The sequence below is a fragment of the Leclercia sp. genome (assembly GCF_036780805.1).
In the GTDB taxonomy this organism is placed as follows: Bacteria; Pseudomonadota; Gammaproteobacteria; order Enterobacterales; family Enterobacteriaceae; genus Enterobacter.
In genome coordinates this window covers 53829-73560 of the sequence record NZ_DAIQCE010000016.1, presented here as the reverse complement: position 1 = coordinate 73560, position 19732 = coordinate 53829, and the positions used below count along the sequence as shown (strand labels likewise).

General features: G+C 59.0%; 18 protein-coding genes. 10 read left to right on the top strand and 8 right to left on the bottom strand.

What is annotated here, in order from left to right:
- From V7Q49_RS21940 to V7Q49_RS21925, 4 genes are all read left to right on the top strand, one after another.
- A partial coding sequence (locus V7Q49_RS21940; RefSeq protein WP_333855173.1) for a BapA/Bap/LapF family large adhesin occupies positions 1 to 3615 on the top strand: 3615 nt, incomplete at its 5' end.
- 77 nt (positions 3616 to 3692) lie between these two features.
- On the top strand, positions 3693 to 5093 hold the full coding sequence (locus V7Q49_RS21935; RefSeq protein ID WP_333855171.1) for a TolC family outer membrane protein: 1401 nt from the start codon (positions 3693 to 3695) through the stop codon (positions 5091 to 5093).
- Positions 5090 to 7282 (top strand): type I secretion system permease/ATPase, encoded by a 2193-nt coding sequence (locus V7Q49_RS21930; RefSeq protein ID WP_333855169.1) that lies wholly within the window; start codon positions 5090 to 5092, stop codon positions 7280 to 7282. Before V7Q49_RS21935 ends, V7Q49_RS21930 begins: the two co-directional genes overlap by 4 nt.
- A 10-nt stretch (positions 7283 to 7292) precedes the next feature.
- On the top strand, positions 7293 to 8462 hold the full coding sequence (locus tag V7Q49_RS21925; protein ID WP_333855178.1) for an HlyD family efflux transporter periplasmic adaptor subunit: 1170 nt from the start codon (positions 7293 to 7295) through the stop codon (positions 8460 to 8462).
- A 143-nt stretch (positions 8463 to 8605) separates the two neighbouring features.
- Here V7Q49_RS21925 and V7Q49_RS21920 read toward each other — a convergent pair whose 3' ends face one another.
- The 5 genes from V7Q49_RS21920 to V7Q49_RS21900 form a co-directional block, all read right to left on the bottom strand.
- Complete coding sequence (locus tag V7Q49_RS21920) at positions 8606 to 9301, bottom strand: hypothetical protein (protein ID WP_333855167.1); 696 nt, start codon at positions 9299 to 9301, stop codon at positions 8606 to 8608.
- A gap of 115 nt (positions 9302 to 9416) precedes the next feature.
- Positions 9417 to 9809: a hypothetical protein gene (locus tag V7Q49_RS21915; RefSeq protein ID WP_333855165.1), complete on the bottom strand. Its 393-nt coding sequence runs from the start codon at positions 9807 to 9809 to the stop codon at positions 9417 to 9419.
- A gap of 131 nt (positions 9810 to 9940) precedes the next feature.
- A complete protein-coding gene (locus V7Q49_RS21910) occupies positions 9941 to 10525 on the bottom strand; it encodes a hypothetical protein (RefSeq protein WP_333855163.1) in 585 nt (194 codons plus the stop codon).
- A 21-nt stretch (positions 10526 to 10546) separates the two neighbouring features.
- A complete protein-coding gene (locus tag V7Q49_RS21905) occupies positions 10547 to 11335 on the bottom strand; it encodes a phosphotransferase (protein WP_333855162.1) in 789 nt (262 codons plus the stop codon).
- Between the two features lie 12 nt (positions 11336 to 11347).
- The gene (locus tag V7Q49_RS21900; RefSeq protein WP_333855160.1) at positions 11348 to 12295 is read right to left on the bottom strand and encodes a LysR family transcriptional regulator; all 948 of its coding nucleotides are present in this window, start codon (positions 12293 to 12295) and stop codon (positions 11348 to 11350) included.
- 100 nt (positions 12296 to 12395) lie between these two features.
- On the opposite strand from V7Q49_RS21900, the gene V7Q49_RS21895 reads away from it, so the two are divergent.
- Both V7Q49_RS21895 and V7Q49_RS21890 read left to right on the top strand, forming a co-directional pair.
- A complete protein-coding gene (locus V7Q49_RS21895; RefSeq protein ID WP_032613369.1) occupies positions 12396 to 12830 on the top strand; it encodes a DMT family transporter in 435 nt (144 codons plus the stop codon).
- 9 nt (positions 12831 to 12839) lie between these two features.
- The gene (locus V7Q49_RS21890) at positions 12840 to 13325 is read left to right on the top strand and encodes a DMT family transporter (protein ID WP_333855157.1); all 486 of its coding nucleotides are present in this window, start codon (positions 12840 to 12842) and stop codon (positions 13323 to 13325) included.
- 82 nt (positions 13326 to 13407) lie between these two features.
- On the opposite strand, the gene V7Q49_RS21885 is transcribed toward V7Q49_RS21890, so the two are convergent.
- A complete protein-coding gene (locus V7Q49_RS21885; protein WP_333855155.1) occupies positions 13408 to 14973 on the bottom strand; it encodes a methyl-accepting chemotaxis protein in 1566 nt (521 codons plus the stop codon).
- Between the two features lie 244 nt (positions 14974 to 15217).
- On the opposite strand from V7Q49_RS21885, the gene V7Q49_RS21880 reads away from it, so the two are divergent.
- Positions 15218 to 15904 carry an RluA family pseudouridine synthase gene (locus V7Q49_RS21880; RefSeq protein ID WP_333855153.1) on the top strand — a complete coding sequence of 229 codons (687 nt, stop codon included), beginning with the start codon at positions 15218 to 15220 and terminating at the stop codon, positions 15902 to 15904.
- Between the two features lie 4 nt (positions 15905 to 15908).
- Here V7Q49_RS21880 and V7Q49_RS21875 read toward each other — a convergent pair whose 3' ends face one another.
- Positions 15909 to 16784, bottom strand: coding sequence for a LysR substrate-binding domain-containing protein (locus V7Q49_RS21875; RefSeq protein ID WP_333855151.1), 876 nt, complete (start codon positions 16782 to 16784; stop codon positions 15909 to 15911).
- A 109-nt stretch (positions 16785 to 16893) separates the two neighbouring features.
- Between V7Q49_RS21875 and V7Q49_RS21870 the strand changes: the two genes are divergently transcribed.
- The gene (locus V7Q49_RS21870; RefSeq protein ID WP_333855149.1) at positions 16894 to 17475 is read left to right on the top strand and encodes a nuclear transport factor 2 family protein; all 582 of its coding nucleotides are present in this window, start codon (positions 16894 to 16896) and stop codon (positions 17473 to 17475) included.
- Positions 17476 to 17559: 84 nt separating this feature from the next.
- Positions 17560 to 18183, top strand: coding sequence for an NUDIX hydrolase (locus tag V7Q49_RS21865; RefSeq protein ID WP_333855147.1), 624 nt, complete (start codon positions 17560 to 17562; stop codon positions 18181 to 18183).
- 39 nt (positions 18184 to 18222) lie between these two features.
- Here the strand turns inward: V7Q49_RS21865 and V7Q49_RS21860 are convergent, their stop codons facing one another.
- Positions 18223 to 18609, bottom strand: coding sequence for a VOC family protein (locus V7Q49_RS21860; protein WP_333855145.1), 387 nt, complete (start codon positions 18607 to 18609; stop codon positions 18223 to 18225).
- A gap of 132 nt (positions 18610 to 18741) precedes the next feature.
- On the opposite strand from V7Q49_RS21860, the gene V7Q49_RS21855 reads away from it, so the two are divergent.
- On the top strand, positions 18742 to 19635 hold the full coding sequence (locus tag V7Q49_RS21855) for a PhzF family phenazine biosynthesis protein (RefSeq protein ID WP_333855143.1): 894 nt from the start codon (positions 18742 to 18744) through the stop codon (positions 19633 to 19635).
- Positions 19636 to 19732: the final 97 nt, after the last annotated feature.

Below are 19732 nucleotides of genomic sequence, written 5' to 3'. Positions count from 1 at the left end.
ACCACCACCGCGCTTACCGACGGGGTGCATAACTTCACCGCCACCGCCACCGATGCGGCGGGCAACCTCAGCGCGGCGTCACCGATCGCCTCGATCACCGTGGACACCGTCGCACCGGGGGCACCGGGCGGCTTCACCGTGCTCAACAGCGGCGGCCAGGTGAACGGTACCGCCGAGGCGGGCAGCACCGTGACCATTCTCGGCACCGATAACGTGACGGTGCTGGGTACCGGCGTCGCGGACGCCAGCGGCAAGTTCAGCATCGCGCTCTCCACGCCGCAGGTTAACGCCGAGCTGCTGCACGTCTTTGCCACCGACCGGGCCGGTAACGCCGGGCTGGCGGTGGATCTGCGGATGCCGTACTCGCTGGTGCCGAACCCACCGGTCATCACCAGCGTCAACGACAACGCGGGCAGCATCATCGGCAACCTGCTGAACGGCCAGAGCACAGACGACACCACGCCGACCCTGACCGGGACCGCGCAGCCTTCGTCCACCATCACCCTGTATGACAACAACGTGCTGTTAGCCACGGTGACCACCAACAGCGCCGGGGTCTGGACGTACACGCCAGCCGTGCCGCTGGGTAATGGCCCGCACGCCTTTACCGCCACCGCGGGCAACGCGGTCGGCACCAGCGCGGTCACGCCGCTCAGCTCGATTGTGGTGGATACCGTCGCCCCGGGCACGCCGCAGGGAACCTTCAACGCCGACGGCAGTGTCCTGAGCGGCACCGCCGAGGCGGGCAGCACCATCACCCTGCTGTTGAGCGATAACAGCGTGGTCACCACCACCGCTAACGCCCAGGGCAACTGGAGCTACACCTTCCTCGACAAGCAGTCCGAAGGGGAGCGGATCACCCTCTCGGCCACCGATGCGGCGGGTAACACCTCCGTCACCGGGACGGTGATTGCGCCGAACCTGCCGCTGTCGGCCAGTGACAACGTGGTCGGCCTGGCGCTGACCACCAGCGCCACCACCAGCACCGCCCAGTACAGCGACTACGGCGTCCAGCTGGTGGGCGGCGTCGGCAACGTGCTGTCGCTGCTGGGGGATAACTCCGCTCAGGTGACCTTTACCGTACCGACCGGCGGCAGCGCGGATATGGAGATCAACGCCAGCGCCACCGGCATCGTGCTCTCCCTGCTCAACACCCTGGAGATCATTGTTCAGCGCTGGAACGGCACCACCTGGACCACCGAAGTGGATACCGGCCTGCCGCAGTTCGCTAACCTGCTGACGTTGGGGGCCAGCGGCGTAACCCTGAACCTGACCGGCATGCAGGGCGGGCAGTACCGCGTCCTGAGCTACAACTCCAACCTGCTGGCGACCGGGTCGTACACCAGCCTCGACGTGGATGTCACGCAAACCACCGCGGGCACCCTGACCGGCACGCTGGTGCAAAACGGCAACGTCATTACCGACACCGATCCGGTGAACGGCAGCGACAGCGCCCCGAACGGCACGGTGGTGACCAGCGTGACCAACGCCAATGGCGTCACCGTCAACGTGGCGTCGGGTGCGGCGGGCACCACCATCAACGGGCTGTACGGCACCCTGACCCTGCACGCCGACGGGAGTTACACCTACACCCTGACCAACACCAGCGCCTCGGTGCTGGGCCGGACCGACACCTTCACCTACAACATCGCCGGGAAAGGGGCCACGGATGACGCCCGCCTGATCGTCACCCTGGGTGAAAACACGGTGAGAAACAGCGTCACGGCGGTGGACGATACCGCCTCCCTGACCTTCGGTACGCAGGTGCAGGCCATCGACTACGGTCCATCGAGCCAGGGCGGCTTTACCGTGGTGGGCGTCAATCTGGGTAACGTGCTGAACCTCAACCTGCTGGACGATCGCAGCGAGACCATGAAGTACAGCGTGGCGGAAGGCACCACCCGCACCATGACCATCCAGAGTTCCGTGGGCGGGGTCGCGCTGGCGTCGGTATTTGACCTCTATATCTACAAGTTCAACCCGGCGACCCAGAGCTATGAGCGGATGCGCACCGAAGCAGGCTGGCTGCGCGCGCCGCTGCTGGGCGGTACCTCAGCGGCGCTGACCCTGACCCTCCCGGCCGGGGATTACATCTTCCTGATGAACACCGTCTCGGGGATCACCGCCCTGACCGGCTACCGTCTGAACGTGCTGGAAGATCATGTCTATGCCGTCACCAGCACCACTGCCGCCACCACCGGCGACGTGTTGCAGAGTGACATCGTCCCGGCCGGGACGCACGTCACCCAGGTGAACGGGGTCGACGTCAACGCTACCGGCACCACGCGCATCGACGGGCAGTACGGCACCCTGCTGATCGACGCCAATGGCAAATACACCTACACCCTGCGGGCCGGGGTGGGCGCCGACCACATCAGCACGCCGGACACCTTCGTCTATACCGTCACAGCACCAAATGGCGATAAGGACACCGCCTCGCTGAACATCACCCCAACGCCGGTGGCGCTGGATGCGGTCAACGACGTCAGCCGCGAGCTGAGCGTGGATGCGACGCACCCGGTGGCGGCGTATCGCGATGATACGGTGGGTAATGCGACCTGGAACGCGGCCCTGCTGGCTTCAACCTCCAAAAGTGGCAGCGGCACGTTTGATGTGGCGGCCAACACCGCGTTGCATGACATCGTGCTGCACTTCAACGTCGCCTCTCTGCTGTCGTTAGGCGGTCTGAATGTCAACTGGACCATTACCCAGGGCGGAGTGACCTACAGCAGCGGTTCATTCCAGGGCGGCATTCTTCTGGGCGGCGTGGCCACCATTAACGTCACGGGTCTGGATCTGGATGCCGGGACTTACACCCTGAACTTTACCGGCGCGATGGGCCCGCTGGGGGTAGGCCAGGTATCTATCACGCCATACGTGACCGGTACCACGGTGTTCCTCAACAATGAGCTCACCACCGCGGACCACACCGTTACCGGCAATATCTTTGACGGTACGGATTCGGGCGGCGTGCTGGATCAGCTCCACTCGGTGGACAGCCGCCTGAGCATCACCAGCTATACCGGCACCGTCACCACCCTGGATCCGTACACCACCGCCAATGCCACGGCCACGATTCAGGGGCATTACGGGGTGCTGACCATTGGGGTGGACGGCCACTACACCTACGCCCTGAACAGCGGCGTCTCGCTGGCCTCCATGACCACGAAGGAGACCTTTACCTACAAACTGACCGGCGATAACGGCACCACCGATACCGCCACCCTGACCATTAACATGGCACCGAAGATGGTCAGCTCCGAGCATAGCGATACCTTCACCGGTAGCGCCTATGGCGACACGCTGATCTACGAGGTGCTGAACAATACGGCGGGTAACGGCACGGCGGGCAACGGCAGCAACGACCACTGGACCAACTTCTCACTGGCGCAGGGAGACAAGATCGATATCAGCGATCTGCTGGTGGGCTGGAACGGTGACAACGCCACGCTGGGCAATTATCTGCACGTGACCAACAGCAATGGCAATACCGTGATCTCCGTCGACCGGGACGGAGCGGCAAATATTTACACCAATACTACACTGGTTACATTGGATAACGTTCAGACAACCTACGAGGAACTGGTTAACCAACAACATATCATCGCCCAATAGCGCTAATAACAAGGCCCGGGCGCACGTCGCCCGGGCCTAACATTATAAAGTTGTTCAGTTTTTTTAGGGATAATGCCATGAACAAAGTACCTTGCTGGTGGCTGGGGTGCTGCCTGTTGTCCGGGCAGGCTCTGGCTGCCGACTCGCCTGCGGTCATTAATTTTGGGCAATTAAGTGAAAACCAGGATCTGCCCGTCCTCAATGGCCGGGTCGCCCTGCCGACAAGCCAGGCCGCGCCCGGCACCTTAACCCTGGGCGATGCGGTGACGCGCGCCGTGAACTGGCATCCCACCATTCAGGAAGCGGTGGGCAAACTCTACGAACAGATCCAGCAGGTGGATGTCGCCAAATCGAAGTACTACCCGCAGATCAGCGCCGGCATCAACAACGGCTACAGCAACAACTCCAGCGATACCGGCTTTACCCCCTCGGTGGTGCTCTCCCTCTCCCAGATGCTCTATGACTTTGGCAAGGTCGCAAGCCAGGTGCGGGCCGAAGACGCGGGCGTGGTGCAGCAGCAGGCCAACGTCCTGCTGAGCATCGATACCATCGCCCGGGATACCGCCACCGCGCTGGTGCAGGTGCAGATGTGGCAGCAGATGGTGGAGACCGCCGAAGAGCAGCTTGAGGCGCTGGGCAGCATCGGCAAACTGACGCGCCAGCGTAATGACGAAGGGGCCACCTCGCTCTCCGACGTGGTGCAGACCGACGCCCGTATCGAAGGGGCGCGTTCGCAGCTGATGCAGTATCAGGCCAACCTCGACAGCGCCCGCGCCACGCTGATGAGCAACCTCGGCTGGAGCAACCTCAACGAGGTCAGCAACACCTTCCCGGCCAAACTGGCCCAAAGCTGCGACATCAAAGATCCGGATGACCGGCTGGTGCCCGCAGTGCTCTCCTCCTGGGCGCAAGCCAACGTGGCGCAGGCCAATCTGGACTACGCCAACGCCCAGATGACCCCGACCATCTCGCTGGAGCCGGAGGTTCGCCACTATATTAACAATCGCTATCCCGGCCACGACACCCTGGATAAGACCCAGTACAACGTGTCGGTCAACGTCGAGATGCCCATCTACCAGGGCGGCGGCCTGAGCGCCCGGCGCAACGCCGCCAGCCACGCGGTGGAGGCGGCGCAGTCCAACGTGCAGCGCACCCGGCTGGACGTGCGGCAGAAGTTGCAGGAGTCGCGTAGCCAGGTGATGAGCCTGATGAGCACCCTGCAAATCCAGTCCCGGCAGGAGACCCTCAGCCAGCGCACCCGCGAACTCTACCAGCAGCAGTATCTGGATCTCGGCTCCCGCCCCCTGCTGGACGTGCTGAACGCCGAGCAGGAGGTCTACCAGGCCCGCTTTACCCAGTGGCAAACCGCCGGACAGCTGCACCAGCTGCAGATCAACTGCCTGTATAACACCGGACGGATGCGCAATGCCTTCGACCTTGAAAACCACACTATTCAGTCAGTGGAGATCCAGCCATGACGCGAGACGATAGCCTTCACGAGGAGCCACTGACGCAGGAGGCGCTGGAGCACTGGGCGCAGGCGTTTGGCTATGTCGCCACCCGCTACCGGGTGGCCTGCTCCCCCGGCGCGCTGGTGGCCGGTGCCCCCTGGCTACAGGGGAAAAGCAAAACCCCGGCCCTGACCGGGCTGGCCCGCGAGGCGGGGCTCTCCTTTCGGCTGCTGAGCAACAGCGAAGAGTCGATCAACAGCTGGCGGCTGCCGGTGGTGGTGGAGCTGAATGACGGCAAGATCGGCGTGATTGAGCACTTCGACGGTGAAGATATGCTCGACGTCTGCTTCTTCGACGGCAAGGCGCAGACCAACCGCATCTCGCTGGCGAAGATGTTACCGGCCATTCAGCAGGTGGTGGCCCTGCGTCCGCTGGCGGCGTTAAAAGACAGCCGCGTGGACGCCTATATCTCAAAATACCGCCCGGACTGGCTCTATCGCCTGGTGATGCGCGACCTGCGTCCCTACACCTACGTGATGCTGGCGGCGCTGTTCATCAACCTGCTGTCGCTGGCCGGGATTTTGTTCTCGATGCAGGTCTATGACCGGGTGATCCCGGCACAGTCCTACCCTACCCTTTACGTGCTGACCATCGGGGTGCTGATCGCCACCCTGTTCGGCTTTATCCTGCGTCTCGCCCGTAGCCACATTATGGATCTGCTGGGCAAACGGGCCGACCTGCGCGTCTCGGACCGGGTGTTCGGCCACGCCCTGCGTCTGCGCAACAGCGCGGTGCCGCGCTCCACCGGCAGCTTTATCTCCCAGCTGCGCGAGCTGGAGCAGATCCGCGAGATGGTCACCTCCTCGACCATCTCCACCATTGTCGATCTGCCTTTCTTCTTCCTGTTTGTGGGGGTGCTGGCGATCATCGCCCCTCAGCTTGCGTGGATCGCCCCGGTGGCCGCGGTGCTGATGGTCCTTCCGGGCCTGCTGCTGCAGAAAAAACTGGCGACGCTGGCGAAGCAGTCGGCCCATGAATCGACCCTGCGCAACGCCGTGCTGGTGGAGAGCGTGCAGGGGCTGGAGGACATCAAGCTGATGCAGGCGGAGAACCGCTTCCTGCAACAGTGGAACAGCTACGTGCAGATCACCGCCGAGTCGGGGCTGAAGACCCGCGAGCTGACCCAGGGCCTGATCAGCTGGGGAATGACCATTCAGAGCCTGGTCTATACCGCGGTGATCGTGGTGGGTGCCCCGATGGTGATCGAGGGCGAAATGACCACCGGTGCGGTGGTGGCCGCCTCGATGCTGGCCTCGCGGATGATCGCCCCGATGGCGACCCTGTGCGGCGTGCTGGCCCGCTGGCAGCAGGTAAAGGCTGCCAAAGAGGGGCTGGACAACATCATGCAGCTCCCGACCGAGAATCAGCGTGAAGAGACGCCGATCCGCCAGGACGTGCTGCGCGGCCACTACCTGTTCGAGCAGGCGCAGTTTGCCTACGCGGGCGACGTGCAGAACCCGGCCCTGCGCATCAACCGGCTGGAGATCAAACCCGGCGAGCACGTGGCGATCCTCGGGCGCAACGGCGCGGGCAAATCGACCCTGCTACAGGCGATGGTGGGCAGCATGGATCTGGTCGGCGGCGAGCTGCGGCTCGACAACCTCAGCCTGCCCCATCTCGACATGGCGGACGTGCGCCGCAACGTCGGCCTGATGAGCCAGAACGCGCGCCTGTTTTACGGCACCCTGCGGGAGAACATCACCCTCGGCATGCCGCGCGCCACCGACGAAGAGATCTTTGCCGTGCTGGAGATGTGCGGCGCGGCCACCTTTGTGCAGAAGCTGGCGAAGGGGCTGGACCATCCGATCATGGAGAACGGCGTCGGGCTCTCCGGCGGCCAGCGCCAGTCGATTTTGCTGGCGCGTATGTTCCTGCGCGATCCCAATGTCGTCCTGCTGGACGAACCTACCGCCTCGCTGGATGAGCATACCGAACGCGAGTTTATCCAGCGCCTGAGCCAGTGGCTCGGCAACCGGACCCTGATCGTCGCCACCCACCGGGTGCCGATGCTCGAGCTGGTGGAGCGCGTAGTGGTGCTGAAAGAGGGAATGCTGGTGATGGATGCGCCGAAAGCCCAGGCGCTGAGCAACAGCCGGATGCAGCAGCAACAGCAGGCGAATGGCCGGGAGTGGAAAAATGAAAATCAATCATCGTGATGCCGCCGCGATGGACGACCTGGATAACGCCCTCGGCTCCGAGAGCGGCTATACCGGTGCCAGAAGCATTGTCATCTTCAGCCTGCTGCTGTTTGTCGTCGCCGGGGTGTGGGCGTGGTTCAGCATTCTTGATGAGGTCTCCACCGGCACCGGGAAGGTGATCCCCAGCTCCCGCGAGCAGGTTTTACAGTCCCTCGACGGCGGGATCCTCGCCGAGCTGAAGGTCCACGAGGGGGATCAGGTGCAGGCCGGTCAGGTGCTGGCGCGTCTCGACCCCACCCGTTCCGAATCCAACGTCGGGGAAAGCGCCGCCCGCTACCGCGCGTCATTGGCCTCCAGCGCCCGTCTGCATGCGGAGGTGAACGATCTGCCGCTCTCCTTCCCGCCCGAGCTGGCGAAATGGACCGACCTGACCGCCGCCGAAACCCGGCTCTACAACTCCCGCCGCGAGCAGCTGGACGACTCCCGGCGCGAGCTGCGCCAGGCGCTGGATCTGGTTAATACGGAATTGGGGATCACCCAGCGGCTGGTGAAAACCGGTGCCGCCAGCCACGTCGAAGCCCTGCGCCTGCAGCGCCAGAAAAGCGACCTGGAGCTGAAGCTCACCGACCTGCGCTCGCAGTATTACGTCCAGGCCCGGGAGGCGCTGTCCAAATCCAATGCCGAAGTGGATATGCTCTCGGCGGTTTTAAAAGGGCGTGAGGACTCGGTCACCCGTCTGACGATGACCTCCCCGGTGCGCGGCATCGTGAAAAACATCAAGGTGACCACCATCGGCGGCGTTATCCCGCCGAACGGCGAGGTGATGGAGATTGTGCCGGTAGACGATCACCTGCTGATTGAAACCCGCCTGTCGCCGCGCGATATCGCCTTTATCCACCCCGGCCAGAAAGCGCTGGTGAAGATCACCGCCTACGACTACGCCATCTACGGCGGGCTGGACGGCGTGGTGGAGACCATCTCGCCGGACACCATTCAGGATGAGGCTAAACCGGAAGTGTTCTACTACCGGGTGTTTATCCGCACCCGCCAGGATTACCTGGTCAACAAGGCGGGCAGGCACTTCTCCATCGTGCCGGGGATGATTGCCACGGTGGATATCAAAACCGGCGAGAAATCGGTAATGGATTATATGATCAAGCCGTTTAACCGCGCGAAAGAGGCGTTACGGGAAAGGTAGTAGGGATCCCCACAAAAATAGTGGCACGGTCGGCCCCCTCTCCCTTGAGGGAGAGGGCTGGGGTGAGGGGGAACATACGACTGAGGCGCCTGCCACCGAGGCATAGGTTCTCCCGCCAGGAGATTTATGCCATATTCCCTAAGTTAAATACTCAACGGGAAACTTAATATCACCGTCATGACAAACCAACCTGCAATTGCAATCAAAAACAAAAAAATATGTCTGGACAATATTCTTCTCAGAAGCGCAGTAGAATGTTTTCTCACTAATATCGCTGCCACTGAGCCATCTATAACAATGAGTAGTATCAAGAATGCCATCAACAGGTGGTAAGCATACTGGCGTACTGGAAGAAGAGCCGACAGATCGCTCAGCGCAGTTGTAAAAGGTATCACTGCTAAAGCGAAGGGGATAAAGAGGGCATTGACTCTTTTTTTAAATTCAGCGTTTTCAATATTTTTTGAAATCGCCTCTTTGAAAATCTTCCATCGGTCCCAGTAGGTAAACAGAATTACGATGGTCACCATACCGAAGTTTAGCCAGGCTCTGAATAATCCAACCGCGTTAACGACTTCATCAGGGTTCGCTGGATAGCCGAGGTATCTGTTTATATGGGGCTCACATCCCAGGTATGCATATAGCCAAACAAGTACAATAAAAAGTAAAAAGCCATTTAAGACGCTCAAATTAGAATTCGTCGTCTGTTCGTTTTCTTTTTTCTGATTAGTTTCTATACATTGCGGACAAATACCCGCCTGTTGTACTTGCACTTCTTTCGCGGAAGGAGCCTTCCTGGCTGTCCCCCCTTTTCTTTCCCATCCTTTTCTCTTGTACGTCAATTTAATTGTCCCTTAAAGATATTTTATTAATCCTTTCACAGTATGTATTAATATTCACCTGCCATTTTTAGCAGCAAAAAGACAGAAAGCCGCGGCAAGGCGGCTTTCTCATTTTTCAACGAAACATTAACGGCAGTGATTCGTTAAGCTTCTGCGCCGGAGAGGACGCTGGCGTAGATCGCGGCGCAATAAAATCAGGGTTACTGATAATATTATTGGTGGCCAGATTAAGCGCGCAGTGCATTTCAAACAGCAGGTTTTCTTGTTCCGGAACGCTGCTACTCTGCAAATTTTGCGCGCAACGTCTGACCCGTATCAAATTTTCAGTTATACGTAGATTCGCCAGTTTGAACTCCTCTGCGTTCTCACCGAGGGACTTCAGCTGCCCCCGGCTCTCTTCGAGCGCCGTTTCAAGCTTATCAACTTCATTGGAAAGACGGGAAACCATGATGAAGAGTATGGCGACCGCTATCAGGACCGGAACAATTAACCACCATGAGAGAAACATGTGCGTAACCCTGGAAGATAATGAATGTAGTTACAGTCTTATTAGCGCCATAAGTAAAAACAATAATAACAATTGATGAGTTTTGTAGGCCGGGTAAGGCGTAGCCGCCACCCGGCGTTGTCGCACAAGCGCTACGAACCCGAAGCCTTCGGGAAAATCTCCAGATACTTCTCCGAGCCATAAAACGGGATCACCAGAAACGCCATTCCCGCCGAACCGTTGGCTAACTGCACCGCCATATCGCCGTTACGGGTAATAAACAGCGTCCGGTCCTGCCAGCGACAGCCGACGCTCATATCCGGGGTGCAATTTTTCAACGTCGTTAACAGCACGCCCTCTTTAGTGAGGAAGAAGTACCGGCTTTCGGCATCGGACGGTTTTGCCGCCGACTCGTCCAGCAGCACGTAGGTTTCCTCCCGCAGCGTTCTGTTTTGCGCATCGAGCGATTTCACCAGGAGCGATTTGGCAGAATAGTTAAAGCGTAACTCCACCATCGCCGCATTGTCGGCTCTGACATACAAGGTCTCAGCCAGATCGTTTGCCCCGTAGTATTTCCCCCCGCCCGGCTTGAGCGGCTTATTCATAAAACGGTACACCGTATGGCTGCGAATATCCTGGCGGTTGGGATACTCCGCATTATATTGCGCTTTCTGCGGCGAGTTGACGACGCAGCCGGTGAGTAATAACAGGCAGAGCAGGACAGACAGTTGACGCATTCCTTTTCCCCATGCAGGTATTCAGAGTAGGTTGACGGCGCGATCTAACCAGCCAGGAAGGTGTTCTCTGTACCAGTTGAGATAGGTTTGATAATCGCTTTTCTGCCGCGCATTCAGAAGTAAAACAACCTCCGTCACGATCCAGGCTTTCGCAATGGCAATGTCTTTGGCTACGTCGCGAACGCCGGGATGACAGGCAATAAGACTATAACGATCGGCCATGGCATTAAACGCCTGAACGCTGCCCATCCCCTTAATTAGGGGGGCCAGATCGATAGCCGGACTTCCCGTGCCAAACCGTTCCCAGTCAAAAAGCACCCACTCGCCGTTATCTCTTCTGCCCCAGTTACCCGCATTGCTGTCGCCTGAAATTAAGCCCGGATGACGAAACAGCGCCTCGCTGTGCTGATGAAAACAGCGCATCTGCTGTGCGGCGCAGTCCGGTAGGGCTAACAGCGCGAGGGAGGCCTCAAGCGCGGCGGCTGACCAGCCGTGGGGATGATAAGTCCATGACGGATCCGGCGGAAAACTATGCAGGCGGGCCAGCATCGACAATACCTCCTCGCCTGCAACCGCAGCCTGATTCACCGGGTGCGGGATATACTCCAGCCTTAGCTTACGCCGTGAGGCGTCGGCGGACAGCAGCGCAGGAGAAACAACACCCGCCTGACGCAGTCGCGGCGCAGCGGCGTGATAAAAAGCAAACTCCACCTCGCTGACCGGGTATTTCTCAATGACCCGACGCCCCTCTTCATCGCCGATCAGCGTCACTTTCGCTGCACCCATTCTGGATAAATTCTGTTCAGACATGCCTGATTCCTGTTATGGCCCCTTCGCCGCAGACTGCCAGTAAAGCGGCGTGCCAAACGCCTCCACGTAGTAATCAATCACCGCCCGCACGTTCAGCGGCGGGTGGCGCGTGTTGGGGTAGATCGCCGCAATGGTAAGGGGCTCGGTATTGATGGAGGTCTCCCATTCCGGGAGCAGTTTCACCAGTTCCCCGCTCTGGATCCGGTCGCCAATCAGCCAGTCCGGGAACAGCACGATCCCCATTCCACCCAGCGCGGCGATAAGCAAGGTTTCGGCATTATTGGAAGAGATGAGCGGCGTGACGGGATAGTGGATCCACGCCTCGTCGGGCCGACGCAGCAGCCAGCGGTTAGGGCCGGACGAGCCGCGATAGACCAGGCATTTGTGACGCACAATGTCGTCCGGCGTCTCCGGCGTGCCGTATTTGCGCAGGTAAGCCGGCGAGGCGGCCAGATGATAAAACTGCTGGCCCAGCACCCGGGCGTGAAAGGAGGAGTCAGTCAACGCGCCGATGCGGAAGATCACGTCGGCGGCATCCCGATGGGGATCGATATAATCATCGGTCAGCGTCAGCTCGATGCTGAGGCGGGGATAGCGTTCCGTCAGGCCTGGAAGACCGGGCGCGATATGCCGCTGGCCGAAAAAGACCGGGGTGTTGATGCGAACGACGCCGGAAGGCTCCCGCTTGCGCTCGTCCAGCTCCCGGCGCGCCTCGTCAAGATTGCCGAGCATCAGGCGGGCAAAACGAATAAACAGATGCCCGCTCTCGGTGGGGATAATCGCCCGCGTGTTGCGGTAGAACAGCTGCTGGCCGAGGGCGTCCTCCAGCTGATGTATCACGCGGGAAACCTGCGATGCGGAGACCCCTTCCCGACGCGCCACCACTGAAAAGTTCTGGGTTTCATAGACCGCAATAAAGATCTGCAGCCAGCGAATATTGATGTTTGCGGCGTCGTACATTGATGCATTTCCTGCACAAGTGTTTATTGCATTATGGCATTTTTCTCACGGATGTTCAGGCGTACGCTTCCCGGCCTGAATAATGGAGAGACGGCGTGATATGCAACTGATATTGATTTTATTCGTGATCGCGGGCGGCATGGGGCTGTCCGTCGAGGCAGGACTGCTGGGGCCGCTCGGCGGTGAGGTGGGCGATCTGTGGGCCACGTTTAGCGTGTTCGGCGTCGGAGCCGCCCTGACGTTTTTGCTGATGCTGTTTTTCAGCCCACGCAACAGCCCGTCGTTTTTTGCCCAGCCCTCATGGCAGCTGCTGGGCGGGGTGCTCGGCCCCGTCTACGTTATTATTTTGACCATCGCCACACCGGCGATCGGCATCGCCATGACCATGATTGGCATCCTTGCAGGCCAGGTCTTTAAGAGCCTGATCATCGACCACTACGGCCTGCTGGGCACGCCGCACCGCAAAATTGACAGTAAACGCATCATCGCGCTGGGATTCATCATCGCCGCGCTGGTTCTGGTTGCACAGGGGTAAGGGAACGCTATGACATTTATCATGATTATTCTGGCCGTTATTGGCGGTGCCACGCTGAGCATTCAGGCCGCCATCAACGGCCAGCTGGGCAGCAAAGTGGGCGTCTTCAAAAGTGCGTTCCTGACCTTTTCCGTCGGCGCGCTGATCACCGCCCTGCTGATCTTCTTCTTTGAACCGAAACAGGCCGTCACCCTGCTGGATGTGCCCAAATGGCAGCTGCTGGGGGCGATGTTTGGCGTGCCGTACATCGTGATCATGGTGCTGGCGGTGCAACGTATCGGTACGGCGGTCGCCACGGTGGCGGTGATTTTCGGCCAGCTGACCATGAGCATGCTGATCGACAATTTCGGCTGGCTGGGTAATACGGCCATTCCCTTTTCGATGAGCCGTCTGGGGGCCATCGTCTGCCTGGGGATCGCCCTGTTCTTTATCTACTCCAGCAGCAGAACGCCAGAAACTAAAGAAGAACCGGCGCAGGCCGTCGTCAACGAGTAACATTGCCCGGCGGCGCTTTGCTTGCACGGGCCTACGGTTGTGTAGGCCGGGTAAGCGCAGCGCCATCCGGCAAAACCCTCTTTTAGTCCTGCTGCACCCTGAACACCGATACCGACTGTGACAGCAAATCCGCCTGATCGTTGACGCCTGCGGCGGTAGTCGCCACCTCTTCCACCAGCGCCGCGTTTTGCTGCGTGACGTGATCCATCTGGGCTATCGCAATCCGGATCTGCTCTACCCCGCGACGCTGCTCCCCGGAGGCGAGCGCGATACTCTCCATCACCTGGTTCACTTTGCCTACCGAGTGGCTGATATCCACCATCGTCTGGCTGGTTTTACTGGCGAGTTCCGCCCCCTCCTGGATATAGAGCGTGGATTCGTTAATCAGCGTCGAGATCTCTTTTGCCGAGTCGGCACAGCGTCGGGCCAGATTGCGCACTTCCCCCGCCACCACCGCAAAGCCGCGGCCCGTTTGCCCGGCGCGCGCCGCCTCCACGGCGGCGTTAAGCGCCAGGATATTGGTCTGGAAGGCGATGCCATCGATAACGCTGATAATGTCGACCATCTTCTGCGCGCTCTGGCTGATGGCGTCCATTTTTTTCGTCACGTCCTGCATCTGTTTTTCGCCTGCGTTGGCGATCACCGCCGTATTCTGCGCCATCTGGGAAGCATTGAGCGCGTTATCGGTGTTCATTTTCACGGTGGCGGTGATCTGCTCCATGCTGGCTGCCGTCTCAACCACCGCTGCCGCCTGCTCTTCCGTGCGTCGGGAGAGATCGTTATTGCCGGAGGCGATCTCGTGGGTACCGATAGTGATGGTCTGCACGCCGTTACGAATCGCCCGGACGGTTTCGTTTAACCCTGCCTGCATGGTCTGCAGCGCGGCGCACAGCTGCCCGATCTCATTGCTGCTGGAGACCTCGATTTCGCCGGTCAGATTGCCGTTGCCAATATTATCAAAATGGTGCGCGACCACCTGAAGCGGACGCACCAGCGTGTTACGCATCCAGATCCGGATAATAAAAAACATCACTATTGCCATTGCGCACATCGCCGTCATTAAAATTAAAGATAACGAGTAGGCGTGCTGACTAAATGCAATAACGCGATCAAACTCCGCCTGGGTTTTGCCAATATAGGTTTTATATTGGCCATCCCACTGCTGGCGCGATTGATTAATGTTGTCATGATTATTATCGAGGAAGATTTTTACCTCCTGCGGCGAAGGGAATGATTTTAATTCCTCCAGGTTTAATTTAATTATCGCGACCGTTTGATCGTAGCTACGTTTCATTATCTCACCCAGCTCAGGCTGTGAGGTCGTCAGGCCGGGGATCTCAACAAACAGGCCGTACTGCCGATCCGCCTCTTTAAGTGATTCATTAATTTGATTTATCTTAGAGGGCAAATCAACCTGCTCATCATGCAACCTTGCCTGAAAAGTTGAATCAATCAACATGCGGGCATTTAACAGACTGTCCCGGGTGGCATTTAAGGCTTTCTGTTCGCTGGCGTTGTAATTCATTTTTTCTATCGAGCTGTTACTGCTCTTAAGGAAATAAAGCCCCAGCCCGCTTGAAACAATAAGCATCAGGGTAAATAAGGCCAGCACGAGCATTAGCCCGGTACTGATTTTTAAATTTTTCACGTTGACTCCTTGAACACCATAATTTCATTAAGGTCTTTATCGGCAACCCGCAGGCAGCGTTGAGAGAATAAAAGCGATATTCAGACGAAATCAGAAATACAGAGTGAATAACTAAAAGCGCACCGATGGGCAGCGTGTAAACTTGATGATCCGGATGCGTAACGTTATCAGGCCCACAGCCCGATTCGCCAGCTCACCGCAAATTGGGTATGATCCTCCTCTCTTTTTTCCTCCGGTCAGCCTGATGTCTGTAATTGTCGATACCTTTATTGCTCCGCCGTGCCACCACACGATAGAGACGCTCTGGCAGGACGATCATCTGGTGCTGATCAATAAACCCAGCGGGCTGCTCAGCCTGTCGGGTAAGAATCCGCAAAACCTCGACTCCGTGCATCACCGGCTGGTGCAGACGTTCCCCGGCTGCACCCTGGTGCATCGCCTTGATTTCGGCACCTCCGGGCTGATGGTGATTGCCCGTAACAAGGCGATCAATGCCGCCCTGTGCCAGCAGTTCAGCCAGCGCAGCGTGACCAAGATCTACACTGCCCTGCTCTGCGGCCATCTGGCTGATGACGAAGGGGTGATCGATGCGCCAATAGCGAAAGATCCGGCGCTGTTCCCCTTGATGTCGATTTGCGCGCTCAACGGCAAGCCCGCTCGCTCCCGCTATCGGGTGGTGGAGCGCTTTTATCACCAAGGGGACGTGCCGGTGACGCGAGTACAGCTCACCCCGGAGACCGGGCGCACCCACCAGCTGCGCATTCACTGTCAGCAGCTGGGCCACCCGATTCTGGGCTGCGATCTGTATGGCGGACTGCTGCCGCCCGGCACTGAACGGACGCCGCGGATGATGCTGCACGCCAGCGAGCTGCATTTTGCCCACCCTATTAGCGGGGAGCCGATCGTCGCCCGCCATGCCAGCCCGTTCTGATAACCTACCCGGTCGCCAGCGAAAGATAGGCTTTTACTGTTTCACTGGTCGGCTGGCGTCGGCTGATTAACACCAGATTGGCGGTGAGATCAGGCTCATTCAGCGGGCGATACACCAGGCCCGGTATAGCCACCTGCTGCAGGGGGGCCGGCACCAGCGCCAGCGCCAGCCCGGTCGCCGCTATCGCCAGCGTGCTCAGGGTGCTGCCCGAGCGACAGGCGATATGACACTTCTCCCCCAGCTTTTGCGTGAGCATGATAAACAGATGCTCATGCACGTCATGCGCCTCATAGAGCACCAGGGGTTGTCCGGCCAGCATGTCGACCGTTATGGCCGCATGCTGTGCGAGGGGATGATCGTCAGGCAGCGCGACGCGTATCTCCCAGTCACCAATACGTCTGACCGCAATGTCCGGTGCCGCAATATTGCTGTGCGCGGGGGTGTAACCGATGTCCAGCTGCCCGGCAAGAATGGCCTCGACCTGCTCCTGCGGGCCCGCTTCGTGGATCAGCAGCTCCGCATCCGGAAAGCGCTGGCGAAACAGGCGCAGGTCGGCGATCAGCTTGCCGCTAAAAATGGCGTTTCCGGCAAAGCCCACCCGGACCCGGCCCGTCTCCCCGCGCAGGGCGCGCTCCACGCTTAAGCGGGTGTGCTCGGCCTGCTCCAGCGTCCGCCGGGCTTCGGCCTCCAGCAGTCGCCCGGCGTCGGTCAGCTCCACCCGACGGCTGGTACGGATAAACAGCGCCCCGCCCAGCTCCTCCTCCAGCGCCTTGATCTGCATGCTCAGGGCGGGCTGAACAATATTGAGCCGCGCCGCAGCCCGGCCAAAGTGCCCCTCTTCGGCGACGGCTAAAAAATACCGCAGATGACGTAACTCCATGCCCCACCCTATCGATAATTAAAACTGATTGATTAGTCATATCTCTCTATTTCATTTTATCGTTTTTTCGCGCCACACTGCATCTTGTCAATTAACAGGAGCAAATGTGATGAATGATCAACTCAACGACCGTCAACAACTCAACGATCTGATGAATGGCTGGATGCACCGGGATCTGGGCGAATGGGCGCAGCTGCGCGACCTGTTCCACCCGGATGGCACCATTGAAATCACCTGGTTTGAAGGGCTGGGAAGCGATTTTGTCGAGGGCTCCATGCGCATGGGTGCATCGGATTTACGCACCAAACACCTTATCGCCTCGCCCGCCGTGACGTTTAATGCCCGCGGCAATAAGGCGATCCTCGAAACCAACGCCATCATCATCGCGGAGAACGTGAAACTGAATATCGGCTGCGAATGCCACAACCGCTTTTACGACCTGGCCGAAAAACGAGACGGCGTGTGGCGGTTGTTCCGTCGCCAGAGCGTTTACGACATGGGGACATTTACCTTCCCGATGGGGCCTGTGGAGATTGACCCGAGCATCGTGGCGAAGTACCCACGGGAATATGCTGCGCTGGCATATCTGCTGGAGCAGAGCGGCTTCCCGCTGGGACGCGTATTCGCCACCCGCGGCAGCGAGCTGGAGGCAACCATGAAAGCCGGAGCTCAGCGCTGGCTGGCCGTCTGACCGATAGCGAACCGCTTCCGCGATGTTCTCTGTCTCGATTAACTGATAGGGTGCTACTTCCTGTCTGCTTAACAGAGGTGAAAAATGCCGGAAGCGGTGAAAGATAACGATATCAATGCCCTGTATCAAAAACTGAACGCGATTGCCCAGACCGGGTTAACCTTTTCAAAAGACGTGTTTGATACAGAACGTTATGAATCTCTTCGTCAAATCGCCACGGAGCTGATGGCTTCGCGCTTCGATATTGATGGTGAGACGCTCCATCATGTGACCGAATCCGGTTACGCCACGCCGAAAACGGATGTGCGTGCCTTTATCCTGCGGGACGGCAAGCTGCTGATGGTCCGGGAAGCGGAAGATGGATTATGGAGCTTACCCGGCGGCTGGGCAGACGTGGGCGACACGCCTTCTACTGCCGTCTGCCGCGAAGTTGCCGAAGAGACGGGGCTGCAGGTCAAAGCCACCAAACTGCTCGGCGTCTGGGATCGCAACCTTCACGGCCATCCGCCCCTGCCGTGGCACGTCTATAAGCTTATCTTTCTGTGTGAAGAGACCGGCGGCAGCCTGGCCATCAACCACGAAACCACCAGCCTCGGTTTCTTCGACATCCATGAACTTCCGCCATTGTCGCTGACGCGGATTGTCGCCGAAGAGCTGGAGGTCAGCATGGCAATCGCCACGTCAGATCGCCCGACCTTTTTTGACTGAGTAATGATAAAGGAGCGGGATCCGCTCCTTTACGTGCATTCAGCCCCACGCCCGGTTCTGCAAAACGACCCGGTAGCCGTCGTGATCCACGAAGGTACGCCCGTTAACGTCCCAGTAGGGATTAAACGAATCCACTCTGCTGAAACCCGCGTCGATCATCCGGGCGCAGGCCTGCTCCCACTCCGCTTTATCGGGATAATAGAGCACGAACAGGTCCTCTGCGGTGTGCAGAGGCTGGACGGGATGATGGAGACAAACCGTGAATTCGAGATGCCAGGGCAAATCTTCCCTGCCTGACATGATACCGCTGAAGCCCTGATGATCCTCGAAGTCGGCAAGCTTTTGCAGGCCTAACCCCTGGCTGTACATCTGAAACGATTTTTCGGGATCGGTTACGGGTCTGGCAATGCGCATATGGGTGAACATCGGATGCTCTCCTGTGGATTCAGGTTCGTAAGTGCGCTTTAGTGTATCTGCCGTTACGTTTTTCATTTTCCCGTGCGTGCCGAGGGAGTAACGTTACCGGCGTACTTTCAATCACTTCATTCAGGACAGGAAATGAAAAGACGCTATGTCGTTGCCGATGTTTTTACCGATAAACCCTTTCTCGGCAATCCCGTCGCCGTCGTGTTAGACGCAGAGGGTCTGAGTACAGAGCAAATGCAGCGGATTGCCGTTGAGTTTGGCTACAGTGAAACCACCTTTGTGCTTCCGCCCGACGATGCTGCCCATACGGCGCGGGTGCGAATTTTCACCCCCTCGCGTGAGATCCCGTTCGCCGGCCATCCCAACGTCGGCACGGCGTTTGTGCTGGCAAGCGATGCCGCGATAAAGGGCACAACGCTGCCCGAGACGCTGCTGTTCGAGGAGATTGCGGGCCTGGTGCCCGTCAGGCTGTTAAAAGACAACGACACGGTGACCGGCGCCGAACTCGTCACGCCGGAAGCCTTATCCTGCCGCTCTGAAGTCAGCCCGGAACAGGTCGCTGCCTGCCTGTCGCTGACGGCGGAAGATATCCGTACCGACACGCATAACCCTGTTGTTGCCTCGGTTGGCCTGCCGTTTCTGGTGGTGGAGCTCGCCTCGCGGGATGCACTTCGCCGCTGCGTGCCGAATATGCAGGGCTTCCGCGCGACGCTGCCGCTGGATGGCGCGGTCTCTGTTTATGCTTATACCCGGGATAAAGATGCCGGTGAGGTGGGCGATCTGCAGTCACGGATGTTGACCCCGCGCATGACGGAAGATCCGGCGACCGGCAGCGCCACCGCCGCGGTGACCGCCCTGCTGGCACTGCATTGGGATAAAACCACGCTGTCGCTGCAGGTGAGCCAGGGCGTTGATATGGGGCGGGCAAGTTTGCTTTATTCGGGGTATGACGCCGCGTCAGGCCAACCCGTGGTGCGGGTGGGCGGCAGCTGTGTGATTACTTTGGAAGGGGCGTTTACGCTGTAAAGTTGCATCGCTGGACCATCGCCGGGTGGCGGCTACGCCTTACCCGGCCTACGAACGGCGGAGTTCGCACCATAAGATAGCCACACGAACCATGTAA